Annotated in this window: 14 protein-coding genes; 3 read left to right on the top strand and 11 right to left on the bottom strand. The window is 64.1% G+C overall.

Annotated features, from left to right (window positions below; genetic code table 11):
* Positions 1–26: 26 nt before the first annotated feature.
* Genes CXP40_RS08060 through CXP40_RS08050 form a run of 3 tightly spaced genes read right to left on the bottom strand, consistent with a single transcriptional unit; the run spans position 27 to position 3,996 of the window.
* Entirely contained in the window at positions 27–1,409 is a 1,383-nt protein-coding gene (locus CXP40_RS08060; RefSeq protein ID WP_106733350.1) for a GTPase/DUF3482 domain-containing protein, read from the bottom strand.
* Entirely contained in the window at positions 1,402–2,808 is a 1,407-nt protein-coding gene (locus tag CXP40_RS08055; RefSeq protein WP_177429640.1) for a DUF2868 domain-containing protein, read from the bottom strand. The genes CXP40_RS08060 and CXP40_RS08055 overlap by 8 nt, the downstream gene beginning before the upstream one ends.
* A gap of 45 nt (positions 2,809–2,853) precedes the next feature.
* The gene (locus CXP40_RS08050; protein WP_371916941.1) at positions 2,854–3,996 is read right to left on the bottom strand and encodes a glycerophosphodiester phosphodiesterase; all 1,143 of its coding nucleotides are present in this window, start codon (positions 3,994–3,996) and stop codon (positions 2,854–2,856) included.
* 115 nt (positions 3,997–4,111) lie between these two features.
* Between CXP40_RS08050 and CXP40_RS08045 the strand changes: the two genes are divergently transcribed.
* Positions 4,112–4,642 carry a dihydrofolate reductase gene (locus CXP40_RS08045; protein ID WP_092378346.1) on the top strand — a complete coding sequence of 177 codons (531 nt, stop codon included), beginning with the start codon at positions 4,112–4,114 and terminating at the stop codon, positions 4,640–4,642.
* A 111-nt stretch (positions 4,643–4,753) separates the two neighbouring features.
* Positions 4,754–5,401, top strand: a complete 648-nt coding sequence (locus CXP40_RS08040) for a YitT family protein (protein ID WP_099525986.1) — start codon at positions 4,754–4,756, stop codon at positions 5,399–5,401.
* Positions 5,402–5,467: 66 nt separating this feature from the next.
* On the opposite strand, the gene gloA is transcribed toward CXP40_RS08040, so the two are convergent.
* The 8 genes from gloA to CXP40_RS08000 all read right to left on the bottom strand — a co-directional run bounded on the left by gloA (position 5,468) and on the right by CXP40_RS08000 (position 14,786).
* Positions 5,468–5,995, bottom strand: a complete 528-nt coding sequence (gene gloA, locus CXP40_RS08035; protein WP_099525985.1) for a lactoylglutathione lyase — start codon at positions 5,993–5,995, stop codon at positions 5,468–5,470.
* A 252-nt stretch (positions 5,996–6,247) separates the two neighbouring features.
* Positions 6,248–6,706 (bottom strand): metallophosphoesterase family protein, encoded by a 459-nt coding sequence (locus CXP40_RS08030; RefSeq protein WP_106733347.1) that lies wholly within the window; start codon positions 6,704–6,706, stop codon positions 6,248–6,250.
* 123 nt (positions 6,707–6,829) lie between these two features.
* A complete protein-coding gene (gene ilvD, locus CXP40_RS08025; RefSeq protein ID WP_106733346.1) occupies positions 6,830–8,668 on the bottom strand; it encodes a dihydroxy-acid dehydratase in 1,839 nt (612 codons plus the stop codon).
* Positions 8,669–8,886: 218 nt separating this feature from the next.
* Positions 8,887–9,741 carry an ABC transporter permease gene (locus CXP40_RS08020; RefSeq protein WP_106733345.1) on the bottom strand — a complete coding sequence of 285 codons (855 nt, stop codon included), beginning with the start codon at positions 9,739–9,741 and terminating at the stop codon, positions 8,887–8,889.
* A gap of 7 nt (positions 9,742–9,748) precedes the next feature.
* Positions 9,749–10,984 carry an ABC transporter permease gene (locus CXP40_RS08015; protein WP_106733344.1) on the bottom strand — a complete coding sequence of 412 codons (1,236 nt, stop codon included), beginning with the start codon at positions 10,982–10,984 and terminating at the stop codon, positions 9,749–9,751.
* A gap of 118 nt (positions 10,985–11,102) precedes the next feature.
* Entirely contained in the window at positions 11,103–12,176 is a 1,074-nt protein-coding gene (locus CXP40_RS08010) for an ABC transporter substrate-binding protein (RefSeq protein WP_106733343.1), read from the bottom strand.
* Positions 12,177–12,198: 22 nt separating this feature from the next.
* The gene (locus CXP40_RS08005) at positions 12,199–13,317 is read right to left on the bottom strand and encodes an ABC transporter ATP-binding protein (RefSeq protein ID WP_099525967.1); all 1,119 of its coding nucleotides are present in this window, start codon (positions 13,315–13,317) and stop codon (positions 12,199–12,201) included.
* Positions 13,318–13,586: 269 nt separating this feature from the next.
* Positions 13,587–14,786, bottom strand: a complete 1,200-nt coding sequence (locus CXP40_RS08000) for a class I SAM-dependent rRNA methyltransferase (RefSeq protein WP_106733342.1) — start codon at positions 14,784–14,786, stop codon at positions 13,587–13,589.
* 138 nt (positions 14,787–14,924) lie between these two features.
* Here CXP40_RS08000 and CXP40_RS07995 point away from each other — a divergent pair, with 138 nt between their 5' ends.
* Positions 14,925–15,791, top strand: coding sequence for an HDOD domain-containing protein (locus CXP40_RS07995; protein ID WP_106733341.1), 867 nt, complete (start codon positions 14,925–14,927; stop codon positions 15,789–15,791).
* Positions 15,792–15,885 lie beyond the last annotated feature (94 nt).

The raw sequence follows: 15,885 nt of genomic DNA, 5'->3' as shown, positions 1-15,885 counted from the left end.
GAAGCGGGGGCTGGGCGTTTTCCGCTTCAGCCCACCGGTTGCATGGAAAGGTCGCTGCGCAGGCGCTCTACCTGTTCGGCGCGTTCGGCCTCTTCCAGGCGTGCGCCTGGATTCAGTGACGACCATTGCGGGTGAGCGCGTGCCACGTTCAGTGGTGCGGGCAGCTTGCCCTGGCGCCACAGGGTTTCCTGCGGGGCGTTGAGGCTGATGGCATCCATCGCGGCGTGTCCGCGCACGTCCAGTGCGGCCAGCAGTTGCTGCTGACGCAGGGCGAGCAGGCGCAGCACGGCGTCGTCGACGGTCAGTTCGCGCTGGCCCCTGAGTTTTCCCTTCAAGCGCTCCCCGTAGTTACGCAGGGTCTGCGCGCTGCCGCCGATCACTGCGCCCAATGCGGCAGCTGCGCCCATGGTGAGACCGCCGACCAGCAGATCTACGCCGACGCCCGTGGCGGCGCCGGCTGCCATGCCGCCACCGACCTTGATGCCGAGCTGCTTCAGTGTTTCCGGGTTGAACAGGTCGTCGCCCCAGCGGCCGTCGAGCAGCGGCAGGTCAGCCGCTTTGGCGTCACTGCTGCGGAAGGCGTACAGGCGTAGCAGGGCCTCGACGCAACGCTGCTCGCGCTGGCGAATGGCCGTGCGCAGCTCGCTGATGGCGCCCTGTTCCAGCACGGGTTGGGCGGCGACGCTGCGGCGGCAGGCGGCGCAGTCGATCAGCAGCTCGGCGATCAGACGGTTGCCGGCCTGGCGCCGGGCCTGGCGCTGGGCTTCGTGATCCTCGATCAGTCGTTGCAGCTGCGGGCGCGAACGCTCCAGTAGCAGGGCCAGGCTTTCGTACAGACGTCGTTCGCCGTCTGCAGGTGGTGCCACGCTGTCGAACGCCACCAGGGCATGCAGGCCGAGGCGGGCCAGGGCTTCGCGCCACTCCGCTTCGCGGTGGCTGGCGCTGGCGACGAAGTTGAGTACCGGCAGCAGCGGTCGGCCGCACATGGTCAGTACTGCCAGCTCGTCGCGATACTTGGCCAGCACTGGCTCGCGCACGTCGATGACGTAGAGGCCAGCATCGGAGGCCTGCAACTGGCGCAGTACCTTGGCTTCCTGTTCGTAGCGCTGGCGTGCTTCGCTGCCTTCGAGAAAACGCGCCAGACGTGCCGGGCCGTCCAGCCGCTCACCGGGGCGGTCAAGGCGCTCCAGGTAGTCGAGCAGGGCGATGGCGTCTTCCAGGCCGGGGGTGTCGTACAGCTCCAGCAGCGCCTGGCCATCTACCGACAGGCGCGCACCTTCGACATGGCGGGTGGTGCTGGCGCGGGGCGAGACTTCGCCGAAGTCAATGTCGCGGGTCAGGGTGCGCAACAGCGAGGTCTTGCCGACGTTGGTGTGGCCGACCAGGGCCAGTTTCAGTGGCTCAGTCATGTCCGCTCTCCAGCCAGTTCAGCGGCGCCGTATCGCCATGCTGCAGCTCCAGGCTGGCGATCGCCTGATGCCAGTCCGTCAGGCGGGCGCTGTCCAGGCTCTCACCGGGTGTCGGCGGCAGCAGCCAGATGCGCGTGGCCGAGGCCGAGCGCGCCAGTTCGCCGATCAGCGCCAAGGTGCCACGATCCGGTGAGCGGCGCGGGTCGCAGGCAATGGCCAGGCGTTCGGGCGGGAAGCGAGTCAGCTGTTCGAGCAACTGACGGCGTTGTTCGCGGCTGTCGATCACGCCGGCATCGGCCACGCCCTTGGGCAGCGACGCAGGCGGCCAGGGGCGGCGCTCGTCCAGTTCGATGCCGAGCAGCAGCGCGCCGCTGCCAGGTTGCGCGCCGGCGCCGCCTTGCGGTTGGTGCAGGGCGGCGGGCGCCAGGTCACAGATGCCCAGGCGTTCGCTGTCCGGTTGCAGGCGTTGGCGCAGCAGGCCATAGCCGGGCAGGTCGAGATCCAGGCGCAGCGCGCCTTTGCCGGACTGCCAGCGCCATAGGCATAGCAGTGTCAGTAGCAGGCGTGGCAGCAGACCGTAGACCAACACCACGCCGACCAGCCAGCCGGCCCAGCTCTGCCGGGCTTCTTCGCTGGCGATGGCGGCATCGCCACTGGCGCGAATGACGTCGATGTCCGGCAGGCTGAAGCCGAGCAGCGCGGGCAGGGCGCCGATGGCCTGGGTCAGGGCGATGAAGGTGTCGCCACCAAGAATGGTGGTTTCCCAGACGAAGCCGTAGCGGCGCGTGGCGAGCAGCAACAGCAGGGTGGTCAATGCTGCGAGCATGGCCAGCGTCCACAAGCCGTTGACCATCAGACCGAGGCCCCAGCGGGTCAGGCGCTGGCGTTGCAGCATCAGCAGCAGGGCCGGGGCCAACTGCGCGGCGCTGGCGTCGCGCGCCAGTTTTTCACTGAGCCACAGCCACAGGCGACCGAGCGCGCCAGGGTGATCACGGGTCAGCAGCAGGCCCAGCAGCCAGCCGATCAGCATCAGCAGGTTGAGCCCAAGCAGGCTGCCCAGTGCCCAGAACACATTGACCGGTTGGCGCCCGTCACCCAGCGCTGCGAAGGCCAGGCCGAAGCCGCTGAGCAGGGCCAGCAGCGCTAGCAGCCCACCGGCCAGGCGTGCACCTTGCAGCCAGTGCAGCAACGCCTGCCACTGACCATCACGGTGGGCCAGGTGCAGGGCGCGATGCTGGATGCGTTCGGCCAGGTCAACCTGCTCGGCACGGGCCAGGCGATTGGCCTCGCTGTCTTCGAGCGGGCCGGCATGGTCCTCGCGCAGGCGAATGGTTTCGCTGAGCCAGAGGCGTTGGAAGGGGGTAGGGGAGGAGGCGTCTGTCACGCGGCGTCTCGTCATTCGGATCAGGGGTTGAGAATAACCCCTGATCCGCTTCGGTGCGAATCAGCGCTGTTGGCGCAAACGCACCGCGATGTCCGGTTGGTCGATGAACAGGCCGTCGATGCCGGTGGCGAGGAAGGCACGCAGCTCGGCCTCGATGTCGCCGCGCTCACTCGGTATGGCGCCACTGCGTAGGCTGGTGGGCAGGAAGGCGTTCTCGGCGCGGAAGGTATAGGGATGCACCTTGAGCCCGGCAGCATGGGCGTCACGTACCAGGCTGGTCGGTGCGCCCAGTTTGTCGGCGCCATCGCGTGGGATGACCATGCCTTTCTCCGGGCCGATGCCGTCGGCGTAGCTCGCGATGGTTTGCAGGCCTTCTGGCGTGATCATTTGCTGGTAGCCAAGGCCGCTGCCAAGCACCTGCTGATCGTAGGGTTGGCCTTCTACCCACAGCAGTTGCACCAGGCGGATCGGTGTCAGCGTGCTCAGCGCCTTGAGGTTTGCCACTTCGAAGGACTGGATGAAAACGGGCGCGTCGGCGCTGTCGTAGCCGTTGCGTTCGAGCACCGCCAGCAGCGGTTTCTCCATGGCCAGGTCGAGTTGCTGGAAGTGGGTGGGGTGCTTGGTTTCCGGGTACAAACCCAGGGTTCGTCGCTGAAGGGCTTCCAGACGTTTCACCAGATCGATGATCTCTTGCAGCGTGGGAATCTCGAACTGGCCATCGAAGCGGGTATTGCCCGGTCGCTGCTGCGGGATACGTTCGATGGCGCGCAGGGTTTTCAGCTCGGCCAGGGTGAAGTCCTCACTGAACCAGCCTTCCAGGCTGCGCCCGTCGACGCTCTGGGTGCGTTTGCGGTCAGCGAATTCGGGGCGCTGCGCCACGTCGGTGGTCAGCCCCAATTCGTTGTCGTGGCGGGCGACCAACTGGCCATCGCGAGTCATCACCAAGTCGGGCTCGATGTAGTCGGCGCCTTGAAAGGCTGCCAGCGCGTAGGCCGCCAGTGTGTGCTCGGGCGCGTAACCGCTGGCGCCCCGGTGGGCGATCACCAGGGGAGCCTTGCTGTCCCGGTTCTGGGTTTGCCTGGCGCTGGGTTGCTGCTGGGCCCAATCGATGGCGGCCTGTACTTTATCCGGGGCGGGGCTGGCGAAGACCGCCAGTGGCAGCAGAGTGACGCCCAATACCCAGGCAGAGAGTGATTTCGACATGATGCTGGCTCCTTGCTCGTAGAATCAGCCCTTAGCCTGCTACGGCGAATGTGACGATACGACGACAGCGCTGCTGCAGCCACTGATGGGCTGCGAGGCCGCTGGGGGCTCTGTTATGCTCGCGGCCATGAAAACGACTCTACCTCTTTCCCTGATCGCCGCGCTCGCGCACAACCGCGTGATTGGCCGCGACAACCAACTGCCCTGGCACCTGCCGGCGGATCTCAAGCACTTCAAGGCGATGACGCTCGGCAAGCCGATCATCATGGGGCGCAAGACCTGGGATTCGCTCGGGCGCCCGTTGCCGGGCCGGCTCAATATCGTGGTCAGCCGTCAGGCCGGCCTGACCCTGGAAGGTGCCGAGGTATTCGCGACGCTGGAAGAGGCTATCGAACGAGCTGACGCCTGGGCGCGTGAAGAGAATGCCGAGGAACTGATGCTGATCGGCGGCGCGCAGCTCTATGAGCTGGGCCTGGCCCAGGCTGATCGTCTTTACCTGACGCGTGTCGGCCTGGATCCCGAGGGTGATGCCTTCTTCCCCGAGGTCGACGAGGCCACCTGGCGTATGACCTCCAGCGTCGAGCACCCGGCTTCGGCCGAGACACCGTCTTACGCCTTCGAAGTGTGGGAGCGCCGCGGCGCATAATCCAGCCTGGCGTTCCGGCCATTTCTGCCGCCAGATTCCCCTGCGCGGCGGGACGGTCATTGCCTTGCCGCTGCCGTAACGTGTTTCGTGCATCCTGATGCAGGTTCTGTCATGACTGAGCAATCGCCCGTCGACGAGCGCCCGAGCGCTGTCGCTGCACTCTTCGTACGCCATCCACTCTGGGAAGATGCGCTGGCCCTGCTGTTCGGTACCGCGCTGGTAGCGCTGGGCATCGCCTTCTACACGCATGCCGGCCTGCTCACCGGTGGCACTGTCGGCATCGCCTTTCTGGCCAATTACCAGGCCGGCTGGTCGTTCGGTCTGGTGTTCTGCCTGGTCAATCTGCCGTTCTACCTGCTCGGTATCTGGCGTATGGGCTGGGCTTTCACCTTGCGCACGGGCTGCGCGGTGATGCTGGTTTCGCTACTGGCCGAGCTGACGCCGCACTGGGTCGCCTTCGCTCATCTAAGCGCCGTGTATGCCGCGCTGTTCGGTGGCGCTGCGATGGGGCTGGGCTTGCTCATGCTGTTCCGCCACCGCGCCAGCCTGGGCGGGGTGAATATTCTCGCGCTGTATATGCAGGAGCGCTTCGGTTTCCGCGCTGGCACCGTGCAAATGGCCATCGACGCGAGCATCGTCCTGGCGGCGATTTTCGTGGTGTCGCCAGACAAGGTGCTGCTCTCGGTGCTGGGGGCGGTGGTGCTCAATCTGGTGCTGGCGATCAATCACCGGGCGGACCGCTACGTCGGCGTCAGTTGAACTCCGCAGCGAACGAGGGGCTGCTTCGCTGGAGGCAGCCCCTTGTCGGTTTTCGCGGAGGCGAAATCAGCTCACTTCGGTGAACTGGATGATCTCGACCCAGTAACCGTCGGGGTCCTTGATGAAGGCGATATCGCGCATGCGGCCGTCGGTCAGGCGTTTCTGGAAGTCCACGCCGAGGTCTTCGAAGCGCTGGCAGGCCGCCTTGATGTCCGGCACCGACACGCACAGGTGACCGAAGCCGCGTGGGTCGCTGTTGCCGCTGTGGTAGGAAAATTCCGGATCCTTCTCGGTGCCGTAGTTGTAGGTCAGCTCCAGCACGCCGGGGATGGATTTGCGCCACTGATGGCGGGCAGCCGGGTCGGCTGGGATCTGCGACTTGTCATTGATCAGCGCGAGGAAGTACAGGCTGAACTCGGCGTCGGGGAAGTCCTTCTTCTCCAGCAGGGTGAAGCCCAGCACGCGGGTGTAGAAATCCAGGGATTTTTGCAGATCCTTCACGCGGATCATGGTGTGGTTGTAGACGAAGTCGGCGGTGGCGACGTCAGGCTTGGCGGTCACGCCAGCAATGGCGTTGAGCTCGTCGAGGGTCATGGGGTTCTCCATCAGGCGGGAAAAGGCTGTATCTACCTAGATGGACGCGGTGGCCACGTTTTTCAAGGGCGTGACCTTGATCAAGCAGCGATGCCGGGGCGTTTGTAGGCGCGGCTTCAGCCTCGATTGGCTTGAGGGCGCGAAGCATCGCGGCTGAAACGGAATGCCGCCCAGGCGCTCCTCCGGTCCGTGTCAATGCGAAGGTTGGCGGGGCGGTGGACGGGTGAAGCGTCGACCACCCTACGATGGTCATCAGACCTGCAGCGTGATCAGCTCGGCCTGTACCCGCTCATCCTCGATATGCAGGATGCCCACGCCAATGGGCAGCTTGAAGCGTCGCGGCCCGGCGCTGCCAGGGTTGAGGTAGAGCACGCCGTCGCGCAGCTCATGCAGCGGCTTGTGCGAATGACCGGCAATCACCACGTCTATGTCTTGAGCCGCCGGGTCAATATCCAGCTGCTTGAGGTCATGCAGCACATGCAGCGTGACGCCGCCAAACGTCAGCGTCAGCCGCTCGGGGATGGCATCGGCCCAAGCCTCCTGGTCGTTATTGCCGCGCACCACCGACAGCGGCGCGATGCGTTCCAGTTCGGTCAGGATGTGCGGCCCGCCGATATCGCCGGCATGGATCAGGTGATCGACGTCTTGCAGCGTTGCCAGCGCTTCGGGGCGCAGCAGGTTGTGGGTGTCGGCGATCAGACCGATGCGCATGATGGGTTCCTGAACATTGAAGTAGGCGCCAGCTTGCTGGCGATCAGCGTCAGGTGCAAACCCTCCGACAACAAAAAGCCCGGCAAACCAGGCCGGGCTTTTTGCTGTAGCTACGCTGGCGAATCAGTCGTCCAGCATCGCCTTGTTGCGCACCGCACCCTTGTCGGCGCTGGTAGCGAGCAGGGCATAGGCCTTGAGCGCGGTGGTCACCTTGCGGGTGCGCGGTGCGGCCGGCTTCCAGCCTTTTTTGTCCTGATCGGCGCGGCGGGCGGCCAGCTCTTCATCGCTGACCAGCAGGTTGATGCTGCGGTTGGGGATGTCGATCAGTACCTTGTCACCGTCCTGCACCAGGCCGATGGCGCCGCCTGCTGCAGCTTCCGGCGAGGCGTGGCCGATGGACAGGCCGCTGGTGCCGCCGGAGAAACGACCGTCGGTGAGCAGGGCACAGGCCTTGCCCAGGCCTTTGGATTTCAGGTAGCTGGTCGGATAGAGCATCTCCTGCATGCCCGGGCCGCCTTTCGGGCCTTCGTAGCGGATGATGACGATGTCACCTTCCTTCACTTCGTCGGCGAGGATGCCCTTGACCGCGCTGTCCTGGCTCTCGAAGACCTTGGCGTTGCCTTCGAAGACGTGGATGGACTCATCGACACCGGCGGTCTTCACCACGCAGCCGTCGAGGGCGATGTTGCCGTAGAGCACGGCCAGGCCGCCTTCTTTGGAGTAGGCGTGCTCGACGCTGCGGATGCAGCCGTTCTCGCGGTCGTCGTCGAGGGTTTCCCAACGGGTCGACTGGCTGAACGCGGTCTGGGTCGGGATGCCGGCAGGGCCTGCCTTGAAGAAGTGATGCACCGCTTCGTCGTTGGTCTGGGTGATATCCCATTGGGCGATGGCTTCGGCCATGTTCGGCGTGTGCACGGTGTGTGCGTCGGTGTGCAGCAGGCCGCCACGGGCCAGCTCGCCGAGGATGGAGAAGATGCCGCCAGCGCGGTGTACGTCTTCCATGTGGTACTTCTGGATGTTCGGCGCGACCTTGCACAGCTGCGGCACCTTGCGCGACAGGCGGTCGATGTCGCGCAGGTCGAAGGCGATCTCGGCTTCCTGGGCAGCGGCCAGCAGGTGCAGGATGGTGTTGGTCGAACCGCCCATGGCGATGTCCAGGGTCATGGCGTTTTCGAATGCCTTGAAGTTGGCAACGTTGCGTGGCAGCACCGACTCGTCGCCTTCGCCGTAGTAGCGTTGGCAGAGTTCGACGGCCAGGCGACCGGCGCGCAGGAACAGTTGTTCACGGTCGCTGTGGGTGGCCAGGGTCGAACCGTTGCCAGGCAGCGCCAGGCCCAAGGCTTCGACCAGGCAGTTCATCGAGTTGGCGGTGAACATGCCGGAGCAGCTGCCGCAAGTCGGGCAGGCGCTGCGCTCGTACTCGGCGACCTTTTCGTCGGAGGCGCTGGAGTCGGCGGCGATCACCATGGCGTCGACCAGATCCAAGCCGTGGCTGGCCAGCTTGGTCTTGCCGGCTTCCATCGGGCCGCCGGAGACGAACACCACCGGAATATTCAGGCGCAGGGCAGCCATCAGCATGCCGGGGGTGATCTTGTCGCAGTTGGAGATGCAGACGATGGCGTCGGCGCAGTGGGCGTTGACCATGTACTCCACGGAGTCGGCGATGATCTCGCGGCTCGGCAGCGAATAGAGCATGCCGTCGTGGCCCATGGCGATGCCGTCATCGACGGCGATGGTGTTGAATTCCTTGGCCACGCCGCCGGCTTTCTCGATCTCGCGGGCGACCAGCTGACCCAGGTCCTTCAGGTGCACGTGGCCGGGCACGAACTGGGTGAAGGAGTTGGCGATGGCGATGATCGGTTTCTTGAAGTCTTCGTCCTTCATCCCGGTGGCGCGCCACAGGGCGCGGGCGCCGGCCATGTTGCGGCCGTGGGTGGAGGTCTTCGAGCGGTAATCGGGCATGACGGTATTCCTGCGACTAATTCGGTTGTGTGTGCGGTGAGCGTCGTCGAGCGGCAGATCGCCGCGGTGTCAGGAGGCTGCATGACGAAACGGGATCACCGTTCGTACGGCCGGGGCTCACAGGCCCGCCGGAGGATGCCGGGCGGGGAATGGGGCGATTCTACGCCCGCCAGGGCTGGCGGGGGAAGGTTGCCGGTCGTGCGTAGGTCCGTGACGGCTCAATGCGGTATTTCGATCCCGCGCATCCGCTCGGCACGTCGGCGTAGCAGTTCCAGGGTGACCAGCAGAGCGATGGAGACCAGGATCAGCAGGGTGGCGATGGCCAGGATGCTCGGGTTGATCTGCTCGCGCAGGCCCGAAAACATCTGCCGCGGAATGGTGCGTTGCTGTGGCCCGGCCATGAACAGGATCACCACCACTTCATCGAACGAGGTGATGAAGGCGAACAGTGCGCCGGAAATCACGCCGGGGCGAATCAGCGGCATGATCACGTCGAAGAACACGCGAATCGGTGTGGCGCCGAGGTTCAGCGCTGCGCGTGCCAGGCTGTAGTCGAAGCCGGTCAGCGTGGCGGTGACGGTGATGATGACGAAGGGCGTACCGAGCGCGGCGTGGGCCAGGATTACTCCGAGGTAGCCACCGGCCAGACCCAGGTTGGAGTAGAAGAAGAACATCCCGGCGGCGGTGATGATTAGCGGCACGATCATCGGCGACAGCAGCAGGGCGGTGATGAAGCGGCGAAACGGCATCTCATCGCGGGCCAGGCCTATAGCGGCGCAGGTGCCCAGAATGGTGGCGAGGATGGTCGAGAGGATGCCGATGAAGAAGCTGTTCTTGATCGCCAGTATCCATTTCGGATCGTTGAATATCTCCCGGTACCAGCGCAGCGAATAGGCCTCGGGGTCGAGGGTGAGCATGCCTTCGGTGAAGCTGAAGAACGGCTCGGCGTTGAACGACAGCGGCACGATCACCAGGATCGGCAGGATCAGAAACAGCAACACCAGCCAGGAGCTGGCGTTGAGCAGCCAGTGTCCGAGGTGGTGCCAGAAACCGTAGTAGGCGGGGATCTTCATCGTCTCATCATCCCAACTTGATGTTGCTGGCGCCGACGAAGCGGTCGTACACCCAGTACAGCAGCAGGATCAGCCCGAGCAGCAACGAGCCCAGTGCGGCGGCCAGCTCCCAGTTGTTCGAACGCTGCATATGGAACGCGATGATGTTGCTGATCATCTGCCCGTCGGTGCCACCGACCAGTGCCGGGGTGATGTAGTAGCCGACCGAGATGATGAACACCAGCAAAGCTCCGGCGCTGAGCCCGGGCAAGGTCATCGGGAAGTAGATGCGGGCGAATGCAGGGATTGGTTTTTCGCCCAGGCTGAGTGCGGCGCGCATGTAGCTGGGGTCGATGCCGCGCATCACGCTGTACAGCGGCAGGATCATGAACGGCAGCAGGATATGGGTCATCGCCACCACGGTGGCGAACGAGGTGTAGAGCATCTCGAAGGGCTGACTGATCAGGCCGATGCCCATGAGGAAGGAGTTGATCACGCCGTTGGTCTGCAACAGCGCGATCCACGAGGTGGTACGCACCAGCAGCGAGGTCCAGAACGGCAGCAGCACCAGCACCAGCAGCAGGTTGGCGCGGTTCGACGGCAGGCCGGCGAGGTAGTAGGCCAGCGGGTAGCCGAGCAGGGCGCAGAGCAGGGTGATGACCAGCGCCATGTTCAGGGTCTTGGTATACAGCTGCAGGTAGATCTGCGTGTCCTGGCGCACCTGGATGCCATCATCGGGGTGCAGTTCCAGATCCATAGCCGTCAGGTAGTAGTCGTAGGTGTAGACCTTACCGGAACGCTCGATGGCGTACCACAGCTCGGGTTTGCTCCAGTTGCGATGGCTGGCGAGCAGGGCTTCGAGGCCCTCGGAGGACAGCGCTTCGGCATCCATCCGGCCGATGCGCCGCGCGGTGGATTTGACCACGCTGGACATGCCCGTATAGGCGCGGTTGAACTCCTCGGACAGCTTGCCTGACAGGCGCTGCTCGTTGAGCGCGTGCAGTTCGCTGACGAATACCTGCAGGGTCTTCTCGTCCGGCAGTTGCTTGTGATCTTCCCAGCGTTCGAGCTCGGCCAGGGTCTGCGGAATCAGTTCGGCCACGGTCGGGTGATACACGCTGCGCCACAGCATGGTGCCGATGGGGGCGACGAAGGTGACGATGATGAACAGCAGCAGCGGCACCACGAAGAGAAAGGCGGCGAGGCGTTTCTTGCGACGGGCGCTGGCGGCTTGGCCAGCTTCGCTGGTGGTCAGGGATGACAAAGTGTTACTCCGGTGGATTCAGCCCAACTGTTCCCCCGATTCCCGTAGGAGGCGCTTCAGCGGCGACGGTCGCGGCTAAAGCCCCTCCTACAGGTCGGGGAGACAGGATGCTGGTGCTTTACTTCAACAGCCACTCGTTGAATTTCTCACCCAACGACTCGCCGTAGTCAGCCCAGAACTCGGAGCCAGCCTGGATGCCTTTGTCCAGGTGAGCGGTCGGCAGGTGCGGCGTCGCAGTCTGGTCTGCCAGCGGCATGGACGACTTGCGGGTCGGGCCGTAGGCGACGTCCGGCATGCCTGCCAGCGGCTTGGAGCCGGTGGCGTACTTGATGAACTCCATGGCCAGCTCTTTCTTCTTCGAGCCTTTGACGATGGCCCAGGCGTCGAGGTCGTAGACGTGGCCGTCCCAGACGATTTCGAACGGCTTCTTCTCCTGCACGATGGCGTCGTAGAAGCGGCCGTTGGCCGATTGCACCAGTACTGCGCCGCCGTCGTTGAGCAACTGCGGAGCCTGCGACCAGGAGTCGAACCAGACGATGTCCTTCTTGATGCTGGCCAGTTTGTCGAAGGCGCGTTGTTGGCCTTCCGGCGTGGCCAGCACTTCGTAGACTTCCTCAGGCGCCACGCCGTCGGCCATCAGCGCCCACTCCATGTTCACCTGTGGGCGTTTGCGCATGGCGCGCTTGCCAGGGATCTTGGTGGTGTCGAAGAAGTCGCCAATGCTGGTGGCCTTGGTGCCGCCGATGGTGTTGTCGTTGAAGGCGAACACCACCGACCAGACGATGTTGCCCACTGCGCACTCACTGGCCAGTGCTTCGGGAATGAAGTCCTGTGCTGCAGCGGTGCCGTCGATGCCGGCCGGCAGCACGCTGTGGTCGAGGGTTTCCAGCAAGCCTTCGGAGCAGGCGCGCTCGAGGTCGATCACTTCGAAGTCAACCACGTCCCACTGGATGTTGCCGGATTCGACCTGAGCCTTGATCTCGGCAACGCCACCCGAGTAGTCCTCGAACAGGACCTTGACGCCGGATTCCGCCTGGTACGGGTCGATGACGTGTTTCTTCTGCGCGGCGCCGTAGGACCCGCCCCAGGAAACCACGGTAAGGCTGTCCTGGGCGGTGGCGCTGCCCGTTGCCAGTCCCAGTGCCGCCACCAGGGCGAAGGTGGAAACGCTGGTAGTCAGTGATCTAGCCATTGCTGTGCTCCATTTGCTTCTACTAGTTGTGGGTGGGGACTTCCGATCGATCCAGGGCCTGGCTGTCTTCCGGCAGCCAGGCCAGGGCGACCTCTTCCTGAGTGCTGAGTTGCGGGGCTGAACTGTCGTTCAGGTTCTTCACCACCAGCTCGCTGCCGCTGGCGGTTTCGAAGTGGTAGCGGATGTATTCACCGACGTAGTGGCGGGTGACGAAGCGGGCCTTGACCTGATTGCCGGCGGCGCCAAGGCGGTCGGTGAAGTTGAGCTTTTCCGGGCGCACCGAGACGGTGGTGGCTTGGCCGATTTCCGTGCAGTTGGCCTTCAGGGTGCTGACCAGGCCACCATCCTGCAGGCGCACTTCGACGCGCTCTTCGCTGACGCTCTCGATCACGCCGGGCAGCTTGTTGCTTTCACCGATGAAGTCGGCGACGAACATGTTGGCCGGGCGCTCGTAAAGTACGTGGGGCGGCGCGCATTGCTGCACCACGCCGTTGTTGAACACGGCGATGCGGTCACTCATGGTCAGCGCTTCGGTCTGGTCGTGGGTCACGTAGATCACAGTGAAACCGAGCTGCTCGTGCAGGCGCTTGATCTCGAACTGCATCTGCTCGCGCAGCTTCTTGTCCAGCGCACCGAGCGGCTCGTCCATCAGCACGATGTCCGGGGCGAAGATCAGCGCGCGGGCCAGGGCCACACGCTGGCGCTGGCCACCGGAGAGCTGGCCGGGGTAGCGACCGCCAAAGGCCTGCAGTTCGACCAGGGCGAGGTACTCCTCGACCTTGGCGCGAATCTCGTCCTTGGGTAGTTTGCGGATCTTCAGCGGGTAGGCCAGGTTCTCGCGGATGGTCATGTGCGGGAACAGCGCGTACTGCTGGAAGACCATGCCGATGTTGCGATCGTAGGGGGCGATGCTGGTGACGTTGCGGCCGTTGATCAGGATCTCGCCGCTGGTCACGTCCTCGAAGCCGGCTAGCATCATCAGGCAGGTGGTCTTGCCGGAACCGGAGGGGCCGAGCAGGGTGATGAACTCGCCCTTGGCCACATTGAGGTTGAAGTCTTTGACCACCAGGGTCTTGTGATCGTAGGTCTTCTTGACGTTGGTGAATCGCAGGAACGCGTCGTTCCCAGCCTGCGCAGTCATAGTCCTCCCCGCTATCCGCAATGTGGAGTCAGCTCGTGGCCAAGGCTCCAGCTTCTGAGTCGATTCACCCCCTTCGTGGGAGGCGATCGTTATGGCGATAGGCAAAAGCAATAAGCAAGCCAGATTACGGCTGACTGCCTGATAGCGCTCTGCTATGCAGGCTCAAGCCTAGTCCATGCTGGGCGAGATGCGAGGCGGGGTGTAGGAGGAGGTAACAGCGCAAGGGAGGAGGGGCACCTGCCGACACGCACTCGGCAGGTGCAGCTTGCTCAGCTGTTGGGCAGCAGGCGTACGGTCAGGCTCTTGATGTAGCGGGTCTCATTGATGGCCGGGTGTACTGGGTGATCCGGGCCCTGGGCGCCGCGCTCGAGCAACTGGATGTTGCGGTCCAGGTGGCGAGCGCTGGTCAGCAGGATGTTCTGCAGGTTGTCTTCCTCCAGGTGCATGGAGCAGCTGGCGCTGACCAGGATGCCGTCCTTGCTCAGTAGGCGCATGGCGGTTTCGTTGAGACGACGATAGGCCGCTTCGCCGTTCTTGATGTCTTTCTTGCGCTTGATGAAGGCGGGTGGATCGGCGATCACCACGTCGAAGCGCTCTTCTGCGGATTTCAGTTCGCGTAGCGCGGCGAACACATCACCTTCGACGCAGGTGACCTTCTCGGCGAAACCGTTGAGCGTGGCATTACGCTCAACGCCGTCGAGGGCGAAGGCCGAGGCATCTACGCAGAACACTTCGCTGGCGCCGAACGCCGCGGCCTGCACGCCCCAGCCGCCGATGTAGCTGAACAGGTCGAGTACGCGCTTGCCTTTGACATAGGGCGCCAGGCGCGCGCGGTTCATGCGGTGATCGTAGAACCAGCCGGTCTTCTGTCCTTCGATCACCGGGGCTTCGAACTTAACGCCGTTCTCTTCCAGCGCTACCCACTCCGGCACCACGCCGAACGCGGTGTCGACGTAGCGCTCGAGGCCTTCGGCGTCGCGCGCGGCGGAGTCGTTCTTGAACAGGATGCCGCTGGGTTTGCATACCTGGATCAGCGCGGCGAGCACGTCATCCTTGTGCGCCTCCATGGTGGCGGAAGCCAGCTGGACCACGAGGATGTCGAAGAAACGGTCGACTACCAGTCCCGGCAGCAGATCGGAGTCGCCATACACCAGGCGGTAGCAGGGCTGATCGAACAGGCGCTCGCGCAGGCTCAGGGCCACATTGAGGCGATGCACCAGCAGGGACTTGTCCAGCACGTGCTTGACGTCGCGCGACAGCAGGCGGGCGCAGATCAGGTTGTTCGGACTCATGGCGACGATGCCCAGCGGCTTGCCGCCGGCCGCTTCCAGGATCGCCTGGTCGCCAGCAGCGAAACCATGCAGCGGGGTGGCAGCGACATCGATCTCGTTGCTGTATACCCACAGGTGGCCGGCGCGCAGGCGTCGGTCGGCGTTGGCTTTCAGGCGCAGACTGGGCAGGGAAGACATGAGTTCGGGCTCCGCGGGGAAAGGAGCGGGATTATAGCGGTTTGCGCGCCGGGCCGGCGTTTACAAAAGTCGGCTGCGAGCAGGTCGGTGCTTTGGCTAGACTGTGTCCTACTTCTCATCCTGCACGATCCCCTTTCCATGACCTACGAACTCACCGCCGAACAGATCCAGCAAGTCCTGCAGGGGATCAGCGTACCGCCACAACCGCAGATCATGGTCGACCTGCAGATGGAGCAGATCATGCCTAATCCCGATCTGCGCAGCATCGCCAAGCTGATCAGCCAGGACCCGGGGCTGTCCGGCTCGCTGCTGAAAATCGTCAACTCCCCGCATTTCGGCCTGGCCAATCGCATCGCGTCGATCCAGCAGGCGGTCAACCTGCTGGGTTGCAACACGGTGATCAACCTGATCAACGCGCAGTCGATCAAAGGTGAGCTGACCGACGAAGCGATCCTGGTACTCAACCGTTTCTGGGACAGCGCCCAGGATGTGGCAATGACCTGCCTGACCCTAGCCAAGCGCCTCGGTTACCACTCGCCTGACGAGGCCTACAGCCTGGGGCTGTTCCACGATTGCGGCATTCCGCTGATGCTCAAGCGCTTCCCCAATTACATGCAGGTGCTGGAGAAAGCCTACGCCAGCGCCAGCGAGGAGCGGCGTGTGGTCGATACCGAGAACCGTCTGCTGACCACTAACCACGCGGTGGTGGGGTATTTCACCGCGCGTTCCTGGCGCCTGCCGGAACATCTCTGCGAGGTCATCGCCAACCACCACAACGCCCTGTCGATCTTCAGCGATGACTCCGGACGCGAAGCGCAGCTCAAGACGCTGCTGGGCATCCTGAAGATGGCCGAGCATATCTGCGAAAGCCATCGTGTGCTGGGGGGGCAGGCCGTCGACATGGAGTGGCAGTACATTTCGCAGCCGATCCTGGAGTATGTGGGGCTCTCGGAGTACGACTTCGAAAACCTGCGAGAGAGCATCCGCGATCTAGCCGTGCTCTGAGTCTTCGCGCTGGGCCAGCGTTCGCGCGGCGGCGCTCTACCGCTTTGCGGGTCGCTCCTGCTAAGGTGGCGCACCGCCGTTTCTCTGCCGTATT

The sequence above is a fragment of the Pseudomonas sp. YY-1 genome (genome assembly GCF_002843095.1).
Lineage (GTDB): Bacteria > Pseudomonadota > Gammaproteobacteria > Pseudomonadales > Pseudomonadaceae > Aquipseudomonas > Aquipseudomonas sediminis_A.
Note: the sequence above shows the minus strand (reverse complement) of the source record. Positions and strands in the feature narration are given on the sequence as shown.